The organism is Paenarthrobacter sp. AT5 (assembly GCF_032764245.1).
Lineage (GTDB): Bacteria > Actinomycetota > Actinomycetes > Actinomycetales > Micrococcaceae > Arthrobacter > Arthrobacter ureafaciens.
This window is the reverse complement of the sequence record NZ_CP136441.1, coordinates 936,433-953,934: the sequence shown is the minus strand read 5'-3', so window position 1 is coordinate 953,934 and position 17,502 is coordinate 936,433. Positions and strand designations below refer to the sequence as shown.

Genomic DNA, 17,502 nt, shown 5'->3' with positions numbered 1-17,502 from the left:
AGTCAAAGAAATTACCTCATCTAGTTGGATATGCACCGTTGGTGGCCGGGGCGGGCCTGGTCTGTTGGCTGACGCTTCGAGTTTTCGGTGCGTCAGGCGCCGGTCAGTAGAACTGACCACCCGTGCGCATGATCTCGAGCCGGCGGAGGACCTTCTCTCCGCCCTTGAGCCAGAGCTTGTACCGGAGAGGACTCAGGACGAGGTCATAACAGCCGACAAAGTCCGTGACGGTCTTGGTGAAGCTCGTCTTGAACAAGCCCATGCCGTACAGCGGGTGGGTTTTGTCTTTGATTCGAGCTGCGGACGGAGTGCCGCAGAAGTCGTATTCGACGCATCCGAGTTCCTGCATGCGCTGGATGGCCGCCCATTGTGTCAGGTGCGAATCCCCGTATCGCTTGCGGTTCTGGGTGGAGCCGCCGTCCTTATACGTAGCTTTGGATCCGTAGTTGATCACGAAGGCACCTACGCTAGGCTGGCCGTCCTCGTAGACGAAGAAGAAGTGCCCCTGCCCGCGGCTGCTGAACTCGTTCCAGAATTTGGCGTAGTAATCGTAGCTGCGCAACGGCATGGCACCCTTGGCGTTCACGGTGTTCTGCATGAGAGCGTACAGCTTCTTGTAGCTCTCTTCGCCGGCCTCTTCCTGGATGACTTCGCACCCCTCGCGCTCTGCCCTTCTTACAGCATTGCGGGCACGGGAAGAGATGCTGCGGAGGACCTCGTTGGAGGGCTTCCTGATATCCAGAATCGCGGTGGAGTCGTTGGACTGGATGTTGGGAGCCTTAACCAGCCCAGCCGCCTTCAGTTGCGCAGCCACCTCAGGTGACTCCACGACGTCGGGCTCTATCTTGACGGTGAAGACGTTCAGCTTCCGTTCCCTGGCCAGGGTTGCGACGGCGTCCAGCATCGGTTTGATGTCTTCGACGGACTCTGCGTCGGGGCCCTTGATCAGGTACCAAAGGCGTCCCAAGACAGGGAAATTTTTCTCCAGCAGCAGGTTGTAGCTGGAGTACTCAGCAGTCTCGATGACGAGCCGCCGGACCAGCCAGCCGTTACCGTCCTTAACCGCGGCATAAGCGTCCGACTGCAGCATGTTGCCGCCGTTCGGGTTGGCCGTGACGTGCTTGTCCCAGTTATCGGTTTCCTCGGCGGTGGCAAAGCGGGCGGTAAATTCTCGCAAGGTGGCCGTGTCCAATCTCAGGGTTCGGTGCAGTGTTCAAGCAGGGTTCAAAGCGTGGTGCGCATGCGGACATGCAGGACCAAGTCTATCGGGGACAGCTTGATTGGCGATTCCAGACCGGAACCAAACGACGCACCGGCACCCAGACGTGATGACCGTTGGAGACCGGATTCCGCATAAGCGGTCACGGCCGACCCAACTCTTAGGGAAAGACGGACCGTTCCGCGATCAGCCCCGAATAGCCTGTGCGGGGTCCGCCCGCGAAGCCGATATTGCAGGATATACAGATGCAAGAACCCCGGTTACTGCTCCGGCTATGACCCCCACCGTGACCGCTTCCAACGCCAGGACCGGGGTCCACCCTTGCTGCAGGCAAAACGCCAGAAGTGCCATCATCCCTGCCGCGCCTCCGGCCAATCCGCCGCCGGTTCCAACCAGCAGGCCCTCAAGTACAAACATCCGGCCAATACTCGCGCGGCCGGCCCCGATCGCCCGGCGAAGCGCAATTTCCGGCCTGCGCGTCTGGACCGTCAGGTACATGGAAGTCGCAGAACTAAGACAGGCTAACGCGAGCAGGACCCAGGAAAGAAGGCCGATGAACGCACTCAAATCAGTGGTTATACCTCTTCTCAATGACCGGAGATCTGCAACAGTACTCACCGTGAAGTACTCGGGATGAGCCGCGTTCAAAGCAAGCGGCACCGCATCGCGCAGCGGAGCGGGGAACCCGGGGACAGTACGCACAATGAACACTGATTTGGACAAGACAGGGTGGTCGAAGTCCCCTATGCCCAGGACGATGCTGTCGGAGAGCAATTGGTTCCGTCCGGGGCTTTCAATGACGCCAACTACTGGCACGGGCTGCCCGTCGACCCAAATCTTTTCATCTGGCCCTGCAGCTGAAACACCCCAGCGCGTGGCGGCTTCGCGTCCTAGAAGCGCTACGGGTTTCCCAAATGCCCCATCCAGGAGCGACAGCGCAGAACTGGGCTCAACAACGGCATCATTCAGCGCAAGATAATGCGAGTCCACAGCTAGCAGGGAACCTGCGAACGTTGGCTCTTGCACTGCCAGGCCGGGCTGAAAACGGGACGGCTTTAGATCTTTCGAAGCCAGGTCGTAGCGCAAACCAACGTCTACAACCCCATCCAGTCCCTCTATCCTTTTCCTCTGCTCCGTAAACCCGATCCCACTGGCGTCATAGGCTTGTGCTCCTGACGCGCTCATTGACACTTGCAGTTCATCAAGCGCTGCCTGGGCCAGACGCTCCGAAACTTGGGAGGATGCAGTTTGGCTTAGTCCCACAGACAAAACAAGCCCGCCTGATCCCAGCATGAAGGCGAGGATGAGAAGCATTGTCCGTCCTGTCCGTGACGTCAGCGCTGTCAACGCGTCATATACGTCGTCGACCACCCCCTGCCAACGTGCCGGTTTCCGTCCAGAAGCCGGCGAAGCCGTCGTTTCAACTGCGCACGCCTTAGCAGCTCCGGTGTCCGTCGAGCTTGACGCCGGTGCTTCATGAGCATGAACGACTGATCCTTCCAAAGCGCCGTCCACGATTTTCACTTGCGATCGAGCTGCGGCCGCAACAGCGGGATCGTGCGTGATGACGACGATAGTCATCCCCTTTGCATTGAGGCTCCTGAGTTCCTCGATGACTCGTTCCGTGTTGGCGACGTCCAAGTTGCCTGTCGGTTCGTCGGCAAACAGAACTTTTGGGTTAGTCGCGAGGGCGCGCGCCAGTGCCAAACGCTGACGTTCACCTCCGGACAAATTTCTACCGAGCGCATCCTGGCGGTGAAGAAGTCCCACCCGCTCGAGGGCAGGGCGGATACGCAATTCTCGTTCTCTGCGAGCACGGCGTTGAATACGAAGTCCAAGGGCAACGTTCCTGGCCGACGACTCTTCAGTCATCACATGCGATGCTTGAAAGACGAAGCCGAACATCTCCGACCTCAACGCATCTCGTTTCCGCTCACCCAACCCGGCCACATCGTGACCGTTGACGTGATAAGTGCCATCCGTCGGCCGGTCCAAGAGGGCAAGGACATTCAACAGCGTGGACTTTCCTGATCCGGACGGCCCGATAATTGCAAGGAAGTCGCCTTCGCATATCTGCAGATCTACGCCGAGCAAAGCTTGGGTCGCGGAGTCTCCCACATAGTAAGTTCGACCGACCCCCTTCATCGTCAAGAGTGGTCTCGCGTCACTTGCAGGAAGGTCGCCCGTCACGAGACGATCACCAATGTTCCGGGTTGTAGTAGCGAAGTCTCCTCGATAGCAACCCATCCGTCGCGCTGCTCGGTTACTGTAATGTCCACCCGTTCGGGCGTTGGGCTGCTTTGTCCCTGCCCCTGCGCTCCTGACAAGATCACGTAGGGGCCCCGGTCATCCTGCTTGACAGCGGTCAAAGGGACGGCCAAAGATTCAATGGCCGCTTCGTGGACCTTGATTGAAACCGACTGCACTGGCTTTGGTGGCGTTCCCTCCACGGGAACAGTGGACACGACGTCCATGCCCGGAACGACACCCTTCTCGGGGTCTCCTTCGCTAAAAGAACCAATGCTTTGGATTGTTCCCTTTGCCAAGTACCCTTCAGCTTCGAGATCGACCTGCTTGCCCACAACGAGCGCATCGGCCTGGTCTATGGTGGCACGCCCAACCACCATGTCAGGGGCCGTCTGGACGATCCCCAAGCTCAAATCTTCCGCTAATACATCGCCGGGTCGTACCAAGGTCATGATCGTTCCCGTATTCCCCGGGATCTGCACGAACTCCCGCCAGCGAAAAACAACCCTCTTGTCTTCAGATGTCGGGGCCGTCAATTGGAGGTCGCGGTAGAAGTTCTTGACGGCGTTCTCCGTCCGTTGATCAAAAATCCCCGTGGCATCCGGCCAGTACCCCATGCCCTGAAGCCATTTCTGCAACCCCAGTACATCCGGGCCCCGGTCGCCCTCAAGTAGGTCCCGGTAGAGAGGTACGTCGGTAGACATGACAATAACGGGACGTCCTGAGACGGCCGCGATAAGCGACCCCGGGGCGACCGTTGCGCCCGTGTCGACATACACGGCCGTCACGACCGCCCGGTCGGCTCCCTTGGGGATAGATGCACGCAACGACACGGAGGGTCCGGCGGTCATCGTTGCAGAAACGACGATGGAAGCGGCCAGTGACTTCCTTTCTACAGCAGCGCTCACTTCAACTTTTTTATCTATGGAATCGATTGCTGAAGTTAGCGGTGTTCGCATTTTACTTCCGAGAAAGAACGAACCGGCTGTGCACGCGAGAACAACGCATAGAAAAACTACAACACGTCTGATTCGTGGAACCCGCGGAAGCTTCACTACTGTAGGTTCACTGGCACCCATTAAAGCCCGCCATGTCCGTGTTGTCGAAGAATATCCTTCGCTTTGGCCAATGCAGCGGACTTTTCGTCTGCCAGTGTGTTCAATGCCCCTTGATGAGTCTCTATAAGGGCGGCCTGGTATTGGGCACGAATGTCCATCAAGCCCTGCATCATGTTTGTTTTGCTCTTGCATTCCGTGTCCTGGAGCGCAGCGCAGTCCGTATCTCACCCTGCCTGTCGGCCGGGTAAGACGGAACCCAGGCGTCGGGTGAGTCCTGACGCATGGTGATGCCTGAATCCCCAAGGCACTTAATCCACGCCTCACGGATGCTCTTCCACATGGGATCACGTTCGGCCAAGGCGTTGGAGTCATTGACGATGGTTGTGAGCAGTGAATCCTGGCCCGCTACCCTACTTCGAAATGCAGGAATTTGGTCACCCGCCGTCGAGTTGTCACACTCAAAATACTTCTTCACGGCAGCTTGCGGAGAATCCCGGGTTCCCGAATCGTAGATTCCAGGAATGGTCCGGACGGTTGGTCTCACATATCCGTACTTGGCCGCATGCTCCGGAACCCAGACGCCGTAAGATTGATCCGCTTTCACGTCAAGATCGCCATGTTTCTCTGGCATCGTAATTCCGGCCTTCTTCATGCAGCCCTCGATAATGTACATATTCGCTGCTGTGATGATCATGGACTCATCCGCGTTTACCTCATATGAATCCATTGGCATCCGGATCTCGGCAGTAGCGTGGTCCAGTTGTGCGTGCACTCCCGAATAAGCTGAACGGTCGATGGAGGGCAAGGGCCCGGCGTCGGACTGTGGTCCGGTTTGGTTCACGCTGCATCCTGCAAGCACGAAGAGCAGCACTGCTGGCATAAGCCGACGCCGGGTCATGGTCACCTTTCGACTCTTTTAATTTAGGAGATTCGCTGGATCAGTACGATTCATCGTGACTGGAAATTCGATTATCCCAATTCCCCCCGCCTGGATAAGCGATATCCGCAAGATAACTGATTGCCTGCCCTTCCTTCATGTAGAAGGAATTCCCACCGAAGTTTAGGTGTTCGAAGAATGTCACGTATCGGTAGGACGGATTGGTTGTGTACCCAACAATGTTTGATGTTGGATCATTTGCCCCGTTACCAACCCAGGTCGTCGCGTAGTTGTTCGAATACTTGGTCCCGTTTCACATGGAGCTTTGGAACAAGCAGACCTGCCCATTTCCACATGTTTGCTCTGCTCCTGCATGGGCCGCCCCAGCATTGGCGCCAATCATGATCGGTATTGCGACAACGCTGGCCGCACTGATGCTTAGAAATTTGTCATTTCACCGTTCTCTCAGTAGGAGTGGAGTCGGGTGGTAACAGGCATTGAAAACGTCTAGTACTCCAACGTCAGTAGTTGTCCCCCCCGTGGGCATGAAAATACCAACGCAGCATGAGGCGAATCAACAGAACAGCGAATTATAGAATATTTCGGAGAAATATGGATCGTCAGAATGTAATATTCTCACCAGCGCGTCACGATTTGAACGATCCCTACACATACCTAGGGGAGCTGTGTCTTCAATCATTTACAGGCCGAGAGCTCGCAGGCTGCAATTAGAGCCGGACCTGCTCCATGCTCTCCAGCTGGATGGCCTTCGGCGCCTTCCCCAGTTCACGCGTCCCGCTGGTCAAGCGGTCGGCGTTGGTAAGCCGGCTTAGGCTCAGCCCGGTCAGCTCCGCAATCTCCCCGATGGGAACCTGGAAGGTGCGGAAAGGGCCCAGGGGTGGCGGTTCACCTTCCAGGAGCCGCTCAGTGATCGCCTTCTTCAGTTCCACCTTCCCCAGCAATGGAGACTGATCCAGCACGAAGCCTGCAGCACCGAGGGTTCCATCATTGGTCCAGGCCGCGATCTTCCAGAATTTCTTGGGAATCCTGACTCCCCGGTACTCAGAGTCGTCGTCAGCGAAAACCGGCCCGGTGAAGACGCTCAGCTTCGCGTCAAAGGCGTCCGCATGCTTGAGGACGTGATCCTCCAAGCCAACCCACAGCTCCTTGCCTTGGTTGAAGTCGTCCACTTGGGGTGCGGCGTTCGTGAAGGCGAAAGTGTCCTGGTTGGCTTTCTTGGCTGTGGCAGCATCGCCCCATACGGGGTCGAGCCGCCGGACCAAGTGCCCACGGTCGAACGCGTTGTTCTTGTAAACGTCCGGGCCAGCCTGTTGCTCGCGGGGAATCCGGTCGTCGAAGTGCCAGGTTCCCTCGCGGGCCAAAGGATTCAGTTCACCGCCGCTGATATTAACGCCAACGATCGCTGCGAGCTTCCGCGCAGCCCGGAAACGCACTGAGAAATGGGTGTAGTCCAGCAGAATCGTCGTCGCCGACGGACTGGGCAGCTCAAGGCGTGCCCGCAAGAAATCCCGGTCATATCCCCCGCTCATGCATACAGCATGGCACTAGGGACTGACAGGGAACAGACTCAGCATTCGACGACGTTGACGGCGAGGCCGCCCATCGCGGTTTCTTTGTATTTGTGGGACATGTCCTTGCCCGTCTCACGCATGGTGACGATGACTTCATCAAGGGAAACCCGGTGCGTGCCATCACCCCACAACGCCATCTTCGCGGCGTTGATCGCCTTCGCCGCAGCGATCGCGTTCCGCTCAATACACGGGATCTGCACCAACCCCCCGATCGGATCACACGTCAACCCCAGATTATGCTCCATCGCGATCTCCGCAGCGTTCTCCACCTGCGCCGGGGAACCACCCATCACCTCAGCCAACCCCGCAGCAGCCATCGACGAGGCCGAACCCACCTCACCCTGACACCCAACCTCCGCACCGGAAATCGAGGCCTGCTCCTTATACAACACACCCACCGCACCGGCAGCGAGCAAGAACCGCACCACCACATCATCCCGGTCCGCCTGGGACGCCTTGTCCATGCCCGGGGCATAATGCAACGCGTAATACAACACCGCAGGAATGATCCCGGCCGCACCATTGGTCGGAGCAGTGACCACCCGCCCACCGGAAGCGTTCTCCTCATTGACCGCCAACGCGATCAGGTTCACCCACTCCTGCCAATACTTCGGATCGTTCCGGTCCTTGTCCTCCTTCAACAACCGCTCCAACCAATCAGGAGCACGACGGCGGACCCTCAGTCCCCCGGGCAGCACACCCTCGCGCTTGAGCGACGTTTCAACACAGGCCTCCATCACCGACCAGATATGCAGCAAACCCTCCCGGATCTCCTCCTCGGACCGGGACGCCCGCTCATTGACCAGCATGATGTCGCTGATCCCCAGGCCCTTGGACGAGCACCGGCCCAGCAACTCCGCAGCGGTCCGGAACGGCAACGGCAACTCCGCCTTGGACTCCTCCAACTCAGCCCGCGCCGCGTCCTCCTCGCCCTCACGAACAATGAACCCGCCACCCACCGAGAAAAACGTCGCCTCCCTCAGCACGTTCCCCACAGCATCGGTAACAGCGAACTTCATCCCGTTCGTATGCCGCGGCAACACCGTCAACGGATGCAACACCATATCCCCCACCGCATACGGCAACAGCACACCCTCACCCGAAGCCCCGGCCAGGTTCAGCATGCCCGTCTCCGCGATCGCAGCAAGACGCTCCTCCACCTCACCGGGCAGGATCAACTCCGGCTCAAACCCCTCCAAACCCAGCAACATAGCCGTAAAAGTGCCATGACCCTTACCCGTCGCAGCCAAAGAACCGTAAAGGTCTACCCGCAACCCCGCCACCGAAGACAGCACACCGGAATCACGAAGCTCCCGCGCAAACACCGCCCCAGCCCGCATCGGACCCACCGTATGCGAACTCGACGGACCAATACCCACGGAGAACAAATCGAAAACACCAACAGCCATAACCGGGATCCCTTTGTATACAGCATGAAACGGTCCGGCAGATGATCCTGCCGGATGGCCCCCTCCCGCTCGTGGCAAAAAGGCGACCGAAATACGACGCCGGGCGGCCCCCTCAGGCGGCAACCCGGCGTCGCAAATTTATTCAGTTACTACAAGTCAACGCTACGCCAAAGCGCACTTGGCCAAAACGGGGCAACGCTGCGGAGTGTGCCGTGCGCACGGCACACTCCGCAGCGGAACCACGAATCGGAGGATGGCATGCCGAACCCGCCGGGCACGCCGGACCCGTCGGGCACGCGGACCGATCGGACTAGCCCAGGTCGCCGCCGTTCTTGGAGGCGTATTCCTGGGCGGAGAGCAGCGGGCCATCGGATTCAGCAGCGACCTTGAACAACCAGCCCTCACCGTAGGGGTCGTTGTTGATGAGTGCGGGGTCGGACACAACGGCGTCGTTGATCTCGGTGACCTCGCCGGTAACGGGTGAGTAGAGGTCTGAGACGGACTTGGTGGACTCGACCTCTCCACAGGTTTCGCCTGCGGTCACGGTGGAACCGACCTCGGGCAGGTCCACGTAGACGATGTCCCCCAGTGCGTCGGTGGCTACCTCGGAGATACCGACGGATACCGAGTTTCCCTCCCCACGCAAAACCCACTCGTGCTCGTCGGAGTACTGAAGTTCAGGCGCTACTTTGGGCATTCTGTTTTCCTAACTGTGGGTGATCAAAAACTTAGCGGGACCGTTTGTAGAACGGCAGGGCCACGACCTCGAACGGCTCTGCCTTGCCGCGCAGATCGACGTCAAGAGTGGTGCCAGGTTCAGCATAAGCAACGTCAACGTAGGCCATCACTACCGGGTACCCGAGCGTTGGGCTGGGCTGGCCGGAGGTCACTTCGCCAACAACGGCGCCGTCCTTCAAGACCGGGTAGTGCGAACGTCCGGCGCGGCGCCCGAGGCCCTTGAGGCCCACAAGCTTGCGACCAGTGGAGACACCTGCGCCGTCGGCCTTCAAAGCTGCCAAGGCTTCCTTGCCAACAAAGTCGCCTTCCTTGGACAAGGCCACTACAGGGCCGAGCCCGGCCGCGAAGGGATTGCCTTCACGGGACAGCTCATTGCCGTAGAGGGGCATGCCGGCTTCGAGACGCAGGGAGTCGCGGGAGGCCAGACCGGCCGGAACGAGCTCGCCTTCCTCGGCGACGGCGGAGATGGCCTGCCACAGCGCGGCGGCGGATTCGTTGGGCACGAAGATCTCGAACCCGTCCTCGCCGGTGTAACCGGTGCGTGCCAGGAGAAGATCCTGCCCACTCCCGGCCACCAGGAAGGTCACCTCGACTGCCGCGTAGTACTTCAGGTCCGTGACCAGCGAGTGCTGTCCGGCCGGGACCAAACGCAGCAGGATCGCTTCCGCAAGCGGCCCCTGAACGGCGATCAACGACGTCGACGATGAAGCATCCTCAACAAGCACGTCATAGCCCGCGGCGCGCTGCAGCAGCTCAGCAGCGACCACGAAGGCATTGCCTGCGTTCGGAACCACCAGGAACTTGTCGGCGCCGCGACGGTAGACGATCAGGTCATCGATGATGCCGCCATCTTCCTGGCAGATCAGCGAGTACTTGGCTTTGCCCTCGGCCATGGCGGAGATCTTGCCTACCAGCGCGTAGTCCAGGAACTCTGCTGCCTGCGGCCCGGTGACCCAGACTTCGCCCATGTGGGAGAGGTCGAACAGGCCGGCGGACTTCCGGACGGCGTGGTGTTCGGCGAGCTCGGAAGTGTATTTGAGCGGCATCTGCCAGCCACCGAAATCGGTGAAGGAGGCGCCGAGCTTCTTGTGCTCCTCGTAGAGGGCCGTGTGCTTCTCAGTCATTTTCCGGATCCCCTTAGTTCTCGAAGTCTTCGATCGGAGGGCATGAACAAACGAGGTTGCGGTCGCCTGCTGCGCCATCGATGCGGCCCACCGGCGGGAAGTACTTGTCCTGCTTCAAGTGGTGGACGGGGAAGGCGGCCTGCTCACGCGGGTAGGCGCGGTCCCAATCGGAGCTTACGACGGCGGCTGCCGTGTGGGGTGCCCGGCGAAGCGGGGAATCCTGCACGGAGAAGTCGCCATGTGCTACCTGATCGATTTCCTTGCGGATGGTGATCATGGCTTCGATGAAGCGGTCGATCTCCATTATGTCCTCGGATTCGGTGGGCTCAACCATGAGGGTGCCGGCCACCGGGAACGCCAGGGTGGGTGCGTGGAAGCCGAAGTCGATGAGGCGCTTGGCCACGTCCTCGGCCGTAACCCCGGTCTTGGCCGTCAGCTCGCGGAGGTCCAGGATGCACTCGTGGGCGACCAAGCCTGCTTCGCCTGTGTAGAGCACCGGGAAGTAGTCGTTGAGGCGGGCTGCGATGTAGTTGGCAGCCAGCAGTGCGGACTTGGTTGCTTCGGTAAGGCCCTGCCCGCCCATGAGCTTCACGTAAGCCCAGGAGATGGGGAGCACGCCGGCCGAACCAAAGCGCGATGCCGAAATCGGAACGTCATTGCCTTCGGTCCATGATGCGGCGTTGCCGGGCATGAACGGGGCCAGGTGGGCCTTCGCGGCAACGGGGCCGACGCCGGGTCCGCCACCGCCGTGCGGGATGCAGAAGGTCTTGTGCAGGTTCAGGTGGGACACGTCGCCGCCGAACTTGCCCGGCTGCGCCAAACCGACCAGTGCATTGAGGTTTGCACCGTCGATGTAGACCTGGCCACCGGCTTCGTGGACAGCGTCGCAGACTTCCCGCACGTCGGCGTCGTAGACACCGTGGGTAGAGGGGTAGGTGATCATGATGGCCGAGAGAACTTCGCGGTTGGCCTCGATCTTGGCCTTGAGATCCTCGTGGTCGATGGTTCCGTCAGCTGCAGTGGCTACAACAACAACCTTCATGCCGGCGAGCACGGCGGACGCTGCGTTGGTGCCGTGTGCCGAGGCGGGGATGAGGCAGACGTTCCGCTGCTGGTCTCCGCGGGAGTGGTGGTAGCCGCGGATGGCGAGGAGCCCGGCCAGCTCGCCCTGGGACCCGGCGTTCGGCTGGATGGAGACCTGGTCGTAGCCCGTGATCTCGGTCAGCTGGGCTTCGAGGTCGGCGATGAGTTCACGCCAGCCCTCGGTCTGGGAATCAGGAGCGAAGGGGTGGATGGAGGCGAACTCGGGCCAGGAAATGGCTTCCATCTCCGCCGTGGCGTTCAGCTTCATGGTGCACGAACCCAGCGGAATCATGGTCCGGTCCAGCGCGAGGTCGCGATCGGAGAGCTTGCGGATGTAGCGCAGGAGCTGCGTTTCGGAGCGGTGGGTGTTGAACACGGGGTGCTGCAGGTACTCACTGGAGCGCTCAACGGAAGCCTCCAGCGCAAAGCCCTCTGCGGACTCAACCGCGGAGGCACCGAAAACTTCAAGGACACTGCCGACGATGTCAGTTGTTGTTGTCTCATCCACGGAGATACCCACGGTGTCCCCGTCGATTCCACGCAGGTTGATGCCACGCTCTTCGGCAGCAGCGACGAGCTCGGCGCCGCGGCCCGGAACGCGAACCGTGATGGTGTCGAAGAAGGACCCGTGCAGGACCTCGACGCCGGCAGCCTTCAGTGAGGCCGCAAGGGTGCGCGCGTGGTGGTGGGCGGTCTCGGCGATGGCCTTCAGGCCTTCGGGGCCGTGGTAGACGGCATACATCGAGGCGACGATGGCCAGGAGAGCCTGCGCCGTGCAGATGTTGGACGTGGCCTTTTCGCGGCGGATGTGCTGCTCGCGGGTCTGCAGCGCCAAGCGGTAGGCGGGGACACCGGCGTCGTCCTTGGAAACGCCCACCAGACGGCCGGGCATGGAACGCTCCAGCCCCTTCTGAACTGCCATGTAAGCGGCGTGCGGGCCGCCGAAGAACAGCGGAACACCCAGTCGCTGGGCGGAGCCGACGGCGATGTCCGCACCCTGTTCACCCGGAGGGGTGATGAGCGTGAGGGAAAGAAGGTCGGCAGCAACCGTCACCAGCGCGCCCCGCTCTTTCGCCTCGGCGATGACGGCGGAGTGGTCGAAGACACGGCCGGAGACGCCGGGCTGCTGGAGGACGACGCCGTTGATGTCGCCGTCGGGCAGTCCCGCGGAGAGGTCCGCAACCTCCACCTCGAAGCCGAGCGCCTCAGCGCGGCCCTTCACGATCGCGATGGTCTGCGGCAGGCAGTCTGCGTCGAGGACGGTCTTGCCATCCTGGACGGCTTTGTTCTTGTTGGCACGGCGCATCATCAGCACGGCTTCAGCGACTGCGGTGGCTTCGTCAAGGAGCGAAGCATTGGCGATCGGCAGGCCAACGAGGTCCTGCACCATGGTCTGGAAGTTCAGCAGCGCTTCGAGGCGGCCCTGGGAAATTTCCGGCTGGTAGGGCGTGTAGGCGGTGTACCAGGCCGGCGACTCGAGAATGTTGCGGCGGATAACCGGCGGCGTGATGGTGTCGTAGTAGCCCTGGCCGATCATCTGGACAGCAGTCTTGTTCTTGGAAGCAAGCTTGCGGAGTTCAGCAAGGACCTCCACCTCGCTCAGCGCGTTCTGCAGCGTCAGGGCAACGTCCTGGCGGATGTCGTTGGGAACCGCGGTGTCCACGAGGGAATCCACGGAGTCGTAACCGACTGACTTGAGCATGGTGCCGATGTCGGCCTGGCGGCGGGCACCGATGTGCCGATCGACGAAGGCGGTGGAGGCTGAACTAACCGTCACGAAGGAACTCCATTAGTTGGGCGGCGCTTGGGTACGCCGCAGTGGCTCGGGTTCCTCCCCGCTCTGTATTGGACCTGAGAGTTTCCGCGGGTTGCCTGCGCAACGCCGCTTGCACCGTCGGTGAACACAACAATCGTCACCGCTGACGGCGGATTGCCTGCTGCTTTCCAGAGTTGCCTAGCCGCGGCGGTGCGTGGGCCTGAGAGATTCCTGGGGAGGATTTGCTCCTACGGCGCCTGCGTCACGTGCTTTGCAGGACTCTCCCGCCGCAGATCATAGGCTTATGCAGTTGTTCGCGGCCCGCTGCAAGGCGCACCACAATTGTTAATTGTCCTACGTGCCCGGCGTCGCGGCAAATAGGCGGAGCGCTACTTGCGCAGTCGCTCCAGAACCTCGAGAAGGATCCCGACGTCGGCCTCCCGCCCGGCGCTGCCGCCCGCCTGCCCGCCTTCGAACATGGCGTTGAAATAGAGTCCGTCACCCATGTAGCTGACGGCTTTGGCGACTTCCGGCCCAACGTCCTCGGCGAGCACGTCGAGCCAGCGTTGTTGGATGGCGGCAAACCTCCTCCGCGTCTCCTCGTGGGCTACCTCTGCCAAGCGGGTGGTCGCCACAAAAGCCCGGTCCATGGGCGTACCGGCCCACACTGAAGACCGGATGAAGTACGCAGCTGCGCCGTCCGGGGCCGCGATCATTTGTTCGGTGTCTTCCTCCGCCAATCGGTCGAGGCGTTCCAGCAAAGCGCTGATGAGGGCCTCCTTGTTGGGGAAGTGATAGAGGAGCCCTCCCTTGGAGACTCCGGCGCGCTTCGCGACGGCGTCGAGCGTTGCTGCCCGCTCCCCCACCTCGATCAGGAGCGCCTCGAAGGCATCCAGGACGGCATCCTTGGCAACTGGTTTTCGCGGCATGTGTCCATCATTCCCTAAACAGGCGTGTTGAGCTCTTTTGAAACTATACCGTCTGGACGGTACAGTAATATTCATGTTTTCGTCGTCCGCAACCAAAGCTCCCCGCACTTCCACCTGTCGCCTCCACGGCAGGACGGCAGCATGGCGCGACTGGACGGCCCTTGCCCTGCTCATGTTTCCGGTTCTCCTGGTGGCCGTGGACAACACCGCCCTCACCTTCGCTCTACCGGAGATCGCCCGCTCATTGGAAGTCGGGGGCATCCAGCTTCTGTGGATCGTTGACGCGTACCCGCTGGTCCTGGCTGCATTGCTGGTATCCATGGGCAACCTCGGCGACAGGATAGGACGACGGCGGCTGCTTCTGGCCGGCAGCACAGGCTTCGCTGCGGTGTCGGCTGCTACGGCGTTCGCGCCCTCGGCTGAATGGCTGATAGCCGGCCGCGCAGCCCTTGGAGTCTTCGGCGCCATGCTGATGCCCTCAACACTGTCCCTGATCAGGAACATCTTCACCGATCCGAACCGGCGCCGCCTCGCCATCGCCGTCTGGGCAGCCGGGTTCTCGGGCGGCGCAGCCCTCGGTCCCATCTTTGGGGGCTGGCTGGTGGAGCACTTCTGGTGGGGAGCTGTCTTCCTGGTGGCAGCGTTCCTGCTCCTGCCCCTGCTTGCGTTCGGCAGGATCCTCATTCCGGAGTCGAAGGACGCCAACCCTGGCCGGGTGGACGTACCAAGCATCGTCCTGTCCGTCCTCACCATGGCTCCGTTCGTCTACGGCATCAAGGAATTCGCCGTGCACGGCTTCGGGCCAACCGCGGCTTTCTTCATGCTCTTCGGCGCGGTACTGGGCGTGCTCTTCGTGCGGCGGCAGCAGCAGTTGGCCAGCCCCATGCTGGACGTGCGCCTCTTCAGCAACAAAGTGTTCAGCACGGCCATCGTCGCCAACGTGCTGTCCCTGTTCTCCATGACCGGGTTCATCTACTTCTTCGCCCAGCACCTGCAACTCATCGAAGGCCAGTCGCCCATGGAGGCCGGTATTGCCATGATCCCGGCCCTCTTGGCCACCATCGTGGCAGGGCTGGTAGTGGTGCCGCTGGTGAAGCGGATCCGCCCCGGCTTCGTGGTGGCGGGCGGCCTGGTCCTCAACGCAGTGGGGTACCTGGCGGTTGTCGTGGGCGATCACGGAAGCGGCCCGGTGTTCCTGCTCTCAGCACTGACGGTGTTGGCAGTTGGTGTGGGTGCTGCGGAGACCATCTCCAACGACCTCATCCTGGGCTCGGTCCCGGCGGACAAGTCCGGCGCGGCATCCGCCATCTCGGAAACAGGCTACGAACTGGGATCGCTCCTGGGCACCGCCGTCCTGGGCTCCATCCTGACCGCGTCCTACCAGCACAACCTGGTGATACCGGACGGCGTATCCGCTGCCGCTGCGGGCCAGTCAGGGGAAACCTTGGCCGGAGCGGTTGATGCGGCGGCCGCACTGCCCGCGCCCTTGTCCGAGGCACTGACTGCGGCCGCAGGGGTGGCCTTCGAATCCGGAGTGCACGTCACCGCGGCGATCGGGCTGGTACTGATGGCCGGAGCGGCAGTGCTTGCCGCCGTCGTACTTCGCCGGGTGCCGAAGGCGCAGTAGTCCGGTGCTTTCTAGACGGCTTGGTTGAGGGTTGAACCCAATCCCAGGCTCCGGGTGATTCCGCCGGTAGTGGCCGTGGCGAGGGCGGAAAGGTAATCGTTCCGACGCCGGGCGGTGATCCGGGACTCAGGTTCAAATGCCCGGTCCGGGTTATCTGAATAGTGGGCGGCCAGGCCGTCGCGCAAAAGCCGGATGCCTTCGGCCCGCTGCTGCGAAACTGCCGCGTGGGTGGAGCCCAGTTCCTCTGCGAGGTCTTTGACCGAACGGCCTGCCAAGTAGATCTCCCTGATGACGAACCGCATCTTCTCAGGCAAGGCATCGACGGCGGCCCGGAGGTACTTGATGCGCTCGTCGGCGAGCACGGAGTTCTCCGGTGACGGAGCTACCGATGCCACGGTATCCACCACGACCTCATCCAGCGACGTCAGGGTTCTGGCTGCATCGGCCAAGGCCGCCTCGACGTGGCTGCGCTCGACGCCAAGGGCAGAGGCCATCTCGGCAACGCTCGGACCGCGTCCCAGCACACCCGTAAGGGTTTCCTGGACGGCGAGGGTTTCCTTGATGCGCTTGCGGGCCGAACGGGTAGCCCAGTCTCCCGCGCGCATTTCGTCCGCGAAAGCCCCAATGATTCGACGGCGTGCGAAAGCCCCGAAAGGAACACCCAGGTCCGGGTCAAAGGAATCTGCCGAACTGATGAGGGCGAGGGAACCAACCGAGGCAAAATCATCGCGCGACAAATGAGATGCGCGCGCACAAAGGTCAGAGACCAAGTAACCAACGAGCGGGAGGTGTTGCAACACCAGCTCGTTGCGCTGTTCGCGATTCAAAAGATAGTCCCCCCATGAGACCGGAATATTGAGTTTGCCATGCCCTTGATCCGCATTCCGGACGGCGCTTGGAGACCAATCACAGCGCCGCAGTGGGACTTTGTCTCAGGTACGTGTTCAGTGAACATACCACCTGCAAACCCCTAAACGTGTACGCTCGACACAAGAAATTCAAAACCCTGCTGAAACCTGCTTTCCGCCGGGCAAATAAGGATTGAGGAACCGTGGGGGCGGACGAGCTATCGGCAACGTTGTGGCGGGAGAGAAGGCAACTCGATTTCTTGCTTTTCCTCCTCGAAACGCAACTCCTGCATCTGCGGGCAGGCAACTGGCACCGCCTCGAATACACCGCGTCCGAGCTCGAAAAAGTGGTGGAAAGCCTACGCTTCGAGTCATTGGCCCGCGGCGTGGAAGCGGCTGCCCTGGCCGCGGAATGGAAAGCGCCGGATCAGACTTCGTTGCCTTCACTGGCAGGAATGGCGCCGGCCGGAATTTGGCCTGATCTATTGAAAGAACACCACCGCGCATTGGTTATTCTCTTGGAATCCATAGATGCCGTGGCAGCTGATAACCTCTCCGCGCTCGAGCAGGAGCGGGAACCCGCGGACGCTGAGCCGGACGATCTCGCCATAATGACCCTGGACGTCAACGTTCAACGTGCGCGTGCGGCGGTGACCAGCGCCGCACTCCCCTCTTTGCGTGATTTCCTCGGCACCACCTGACGGGATGTGAAAGAGGACCTGACGAAAACCCGACGGGATGTGAGAGAGGATCAGTTGTTGGTGGGGGCCGGCGGGCGGAGGTTCGCCAGGAGTTCCTCGGCGTCGGGGCCGGCTTGGGCGGCTGCGAGGTTTGCGGCGGCGATCGCCTCAACTACTTCGCTGCGCTGGATGGAAACACCCCGCGGGGCTTCAATTCCGATCCGCACCCCGTCACCGCGGCCCTCCATGACGGTAATGACAATATCGTCACCAATCATGATCTTCTCGCCCGGTTTGCGCGTCAGTACCAGCATG

The 17,502-nt window shown here is 61.0% G+C and carries 14 protein-coding genes and 1 riboswitch; of the genes, 2 read left to right on the top strand and 12 right to left on the bottom strand.

Annotation, left to right across the window (positions count from 1 at the left end):
- Nucleotides 1–103: 103 nt before the first annotated feature.
- The 10 genes from RI444_RS04520 to RI444_RS04475 all read right to left on the bottom strand — a co-directional run bounded on the left by RI444_RS04520 (nt 104) and on the right by RI444_RS04475 (nt 14,032).
- A complete protein-coding gene (locus RI444_RS04520; protein ID WP_082694508.1) occupies nt 104–1,192 on the bottom strand; it encodes a lipid II:glycine glycyltransferase FemX in 1,089 nt (362 codons plus the stop codon).
- A gap of 213 nt (nt 1,193–1,405) precedes the next feature.
- On the bottom strand, nt 1,406–3,337 hold the full coding sequence (locus RI444_RS04515; RefSeq protein ID WP_242703141.1) for an ABC transporter ATP-binding protein/permease: 1,932 nt from the start codon (nt 3,335–3,337) through the stop codon (nt 1,406–1,408).
- 68 nt (nt 3,338–3,405) lie between these two features.
- Nucleotides 3,406–4,425 carry a peptidoglycan-binding protein gene (locus tag RI444_RS04510; RefSeq protein ID WP_207605057.1) on the bottom strand — a complete coding sequence of 340 codons (1,020 nt, stop codon included), beginning with the start codon at nt 4,423–4,425 and terminating at the stop codon, nt 3,406–3,408.
- Between the two features lie 268 nt (nt 4,426–4,693).
- Complete coding sequence (locus tag RI444_RS04505) at nt 4,694–5,428, bottom strand: hypothetical protein (RefSeq protein WP_207605058.1); 735 nt, start codon at nt 5,426–5,428, stop codon at nt 4,694–4,696.
- Between the two features lie 701 nt (nt 5,429–6,129).
- Nucleotides 6,130–6,951: a DNA/RNA non-specific endonuclease gene (locus RI444_RS04500; protein ID WP_062095382.1), complete on the bottom strand. Its 822-nt coding sequence runs from the start codon at nt 6,949–6,951 to the stop codon at nt 6,130–6,132.
- Between the two features lie 38 nt (nt 6,952–6,989).
- Nucleotides 6,990–8,402, bottom strand: coding sequence for an L-serine ammonia-lyase (locus RI444_RS04495; protein WP_316963871.1), 1,413 nt, complete (start codon nt 8,400–8,402; stop codon nt 6,990–6,992).
- A gap of 310 nt (nt 8,403–8,712) precedes the next feature.
- Nucleotides 8,713–9,099, bottom strand: coding sequence for a glycine cleavage system protein GcvH (gene gcvH, locus RI444_RS04490; protein ID WP_021473686.1), 387 nt, complete (start codon nt 9,097–9,099; stop codon nt 8,713–8,715).
- A 31-nt stretch (nt 9,100–9,130) separates the two neighbouring features.
- The gene (gcvT, locus tag RI444_RS04485) at nt 9,131–10,264 is read right to left on the bottom strand and encodes a glycine cleavage system aminomethyltransferase GcvT (RefSeq protein ID WP_021473687.1); all 1,134 of its coding nucleotides are present in this window, start codon (nt 10,262–10,264) and stop codon (nt 9,131–9,133) included.
- Between the two features lie 13 nt (nt 10,265–10,277).
- Nucleotides 10,278–13,124, bottom strand: coding sequence for an aminomethyl-transferring glycine dehydrogenase (gene gcvP, locus RI444_RS04480; RefSeq protein ID WP_207605060.1), 2,847 nt, complete (start codon nt 13,122–13,124; stop codon nt 10,278–10,280).
- 177 nt (nt 13,125–13,301) lie between these two features.
- Nucleotides 13,302–13,400, bottom strand: a riboswitch (glycine riboswitch).
- Nucleotides 13,401–13,492: 92 nt separating this feature from the next.
- Nucleotides 13,493–14,032 (bottom strand): TetR/AcrR family transcriptional regulator, encoded by a 540-nt coding sequence (locus RI444_RS04475; protein ID WP_021473689.1) that lies wholly within the window; start codon nt 14,030–14,032, stop codon nt 13,493–13,495.
- A gap of 73 nt (nt 14,033–14,105) precedes the next feature.
- Between RI444_RS04475 and RI444_RS04470 the strand changes: the two genes are divergently transcribed.
- Nucleotides 14,106–15,659, top strand: a complete 1,554-nt coding sequence (locus RI444_RS04470; RefSeq protein ID WP_207605061.1) for an MFS transporter — start codon at nt 14,106–14,108, stop codon at nt 15,657–15,659.
- Nucleotides 15,660–15,670: 11 nt separating this feature from the next.
- On the opposite strand, the gene RI444_RS04465 is transcribed toward RI444_RS04470, so the two are convergent.
- A complete protein-coding gene (locus RI444_RS04465; RefSeq protein WP_021473691.1) occupies nt 15,671–16,486 on the bottom strand; it encodes a sigma-70 family RNA polymerase sigma factor in 816 nt (271 codons plus the stop codon).
- A 224-nt stretch (nt 16,487–16,710) separates the two neighbouring features.
- On the opposite strand from RI444_RS04465, the gene RI444_RS04460 reads away from it, so the two are divergent.
- Nucleotides 16,711–17,208 carry a flagellar protein FlgN gene (locus RI444_RS04460; protein ID WP_139770648.1) on the top strand — a complete coding sequence of 166 codons (498 nt, stop codon included), beginning with the start codon at nt 16,711–16,713 and terminating at the stop codon, nt 17,206–17,208.
- Between the two features lie 50 nt (nt 17,209–17,258).
- On the opposite strand, the gene csrA is transcribed toward RI444_RS04460, so the two are convergent.
- Nucleotides 17,259–17,501, bottom strand: coding sequence for a carbon storage regulator CsrA (csrA, locus tag RI444_RS04455; RefSeq protein WP_021473693.1), 243 nt, complete (start codon nt 17,499–17,501; stop codon nt 17,259–17,261).
- Nucleotide 17,502 lies beyond the last annotated feature (1 nt).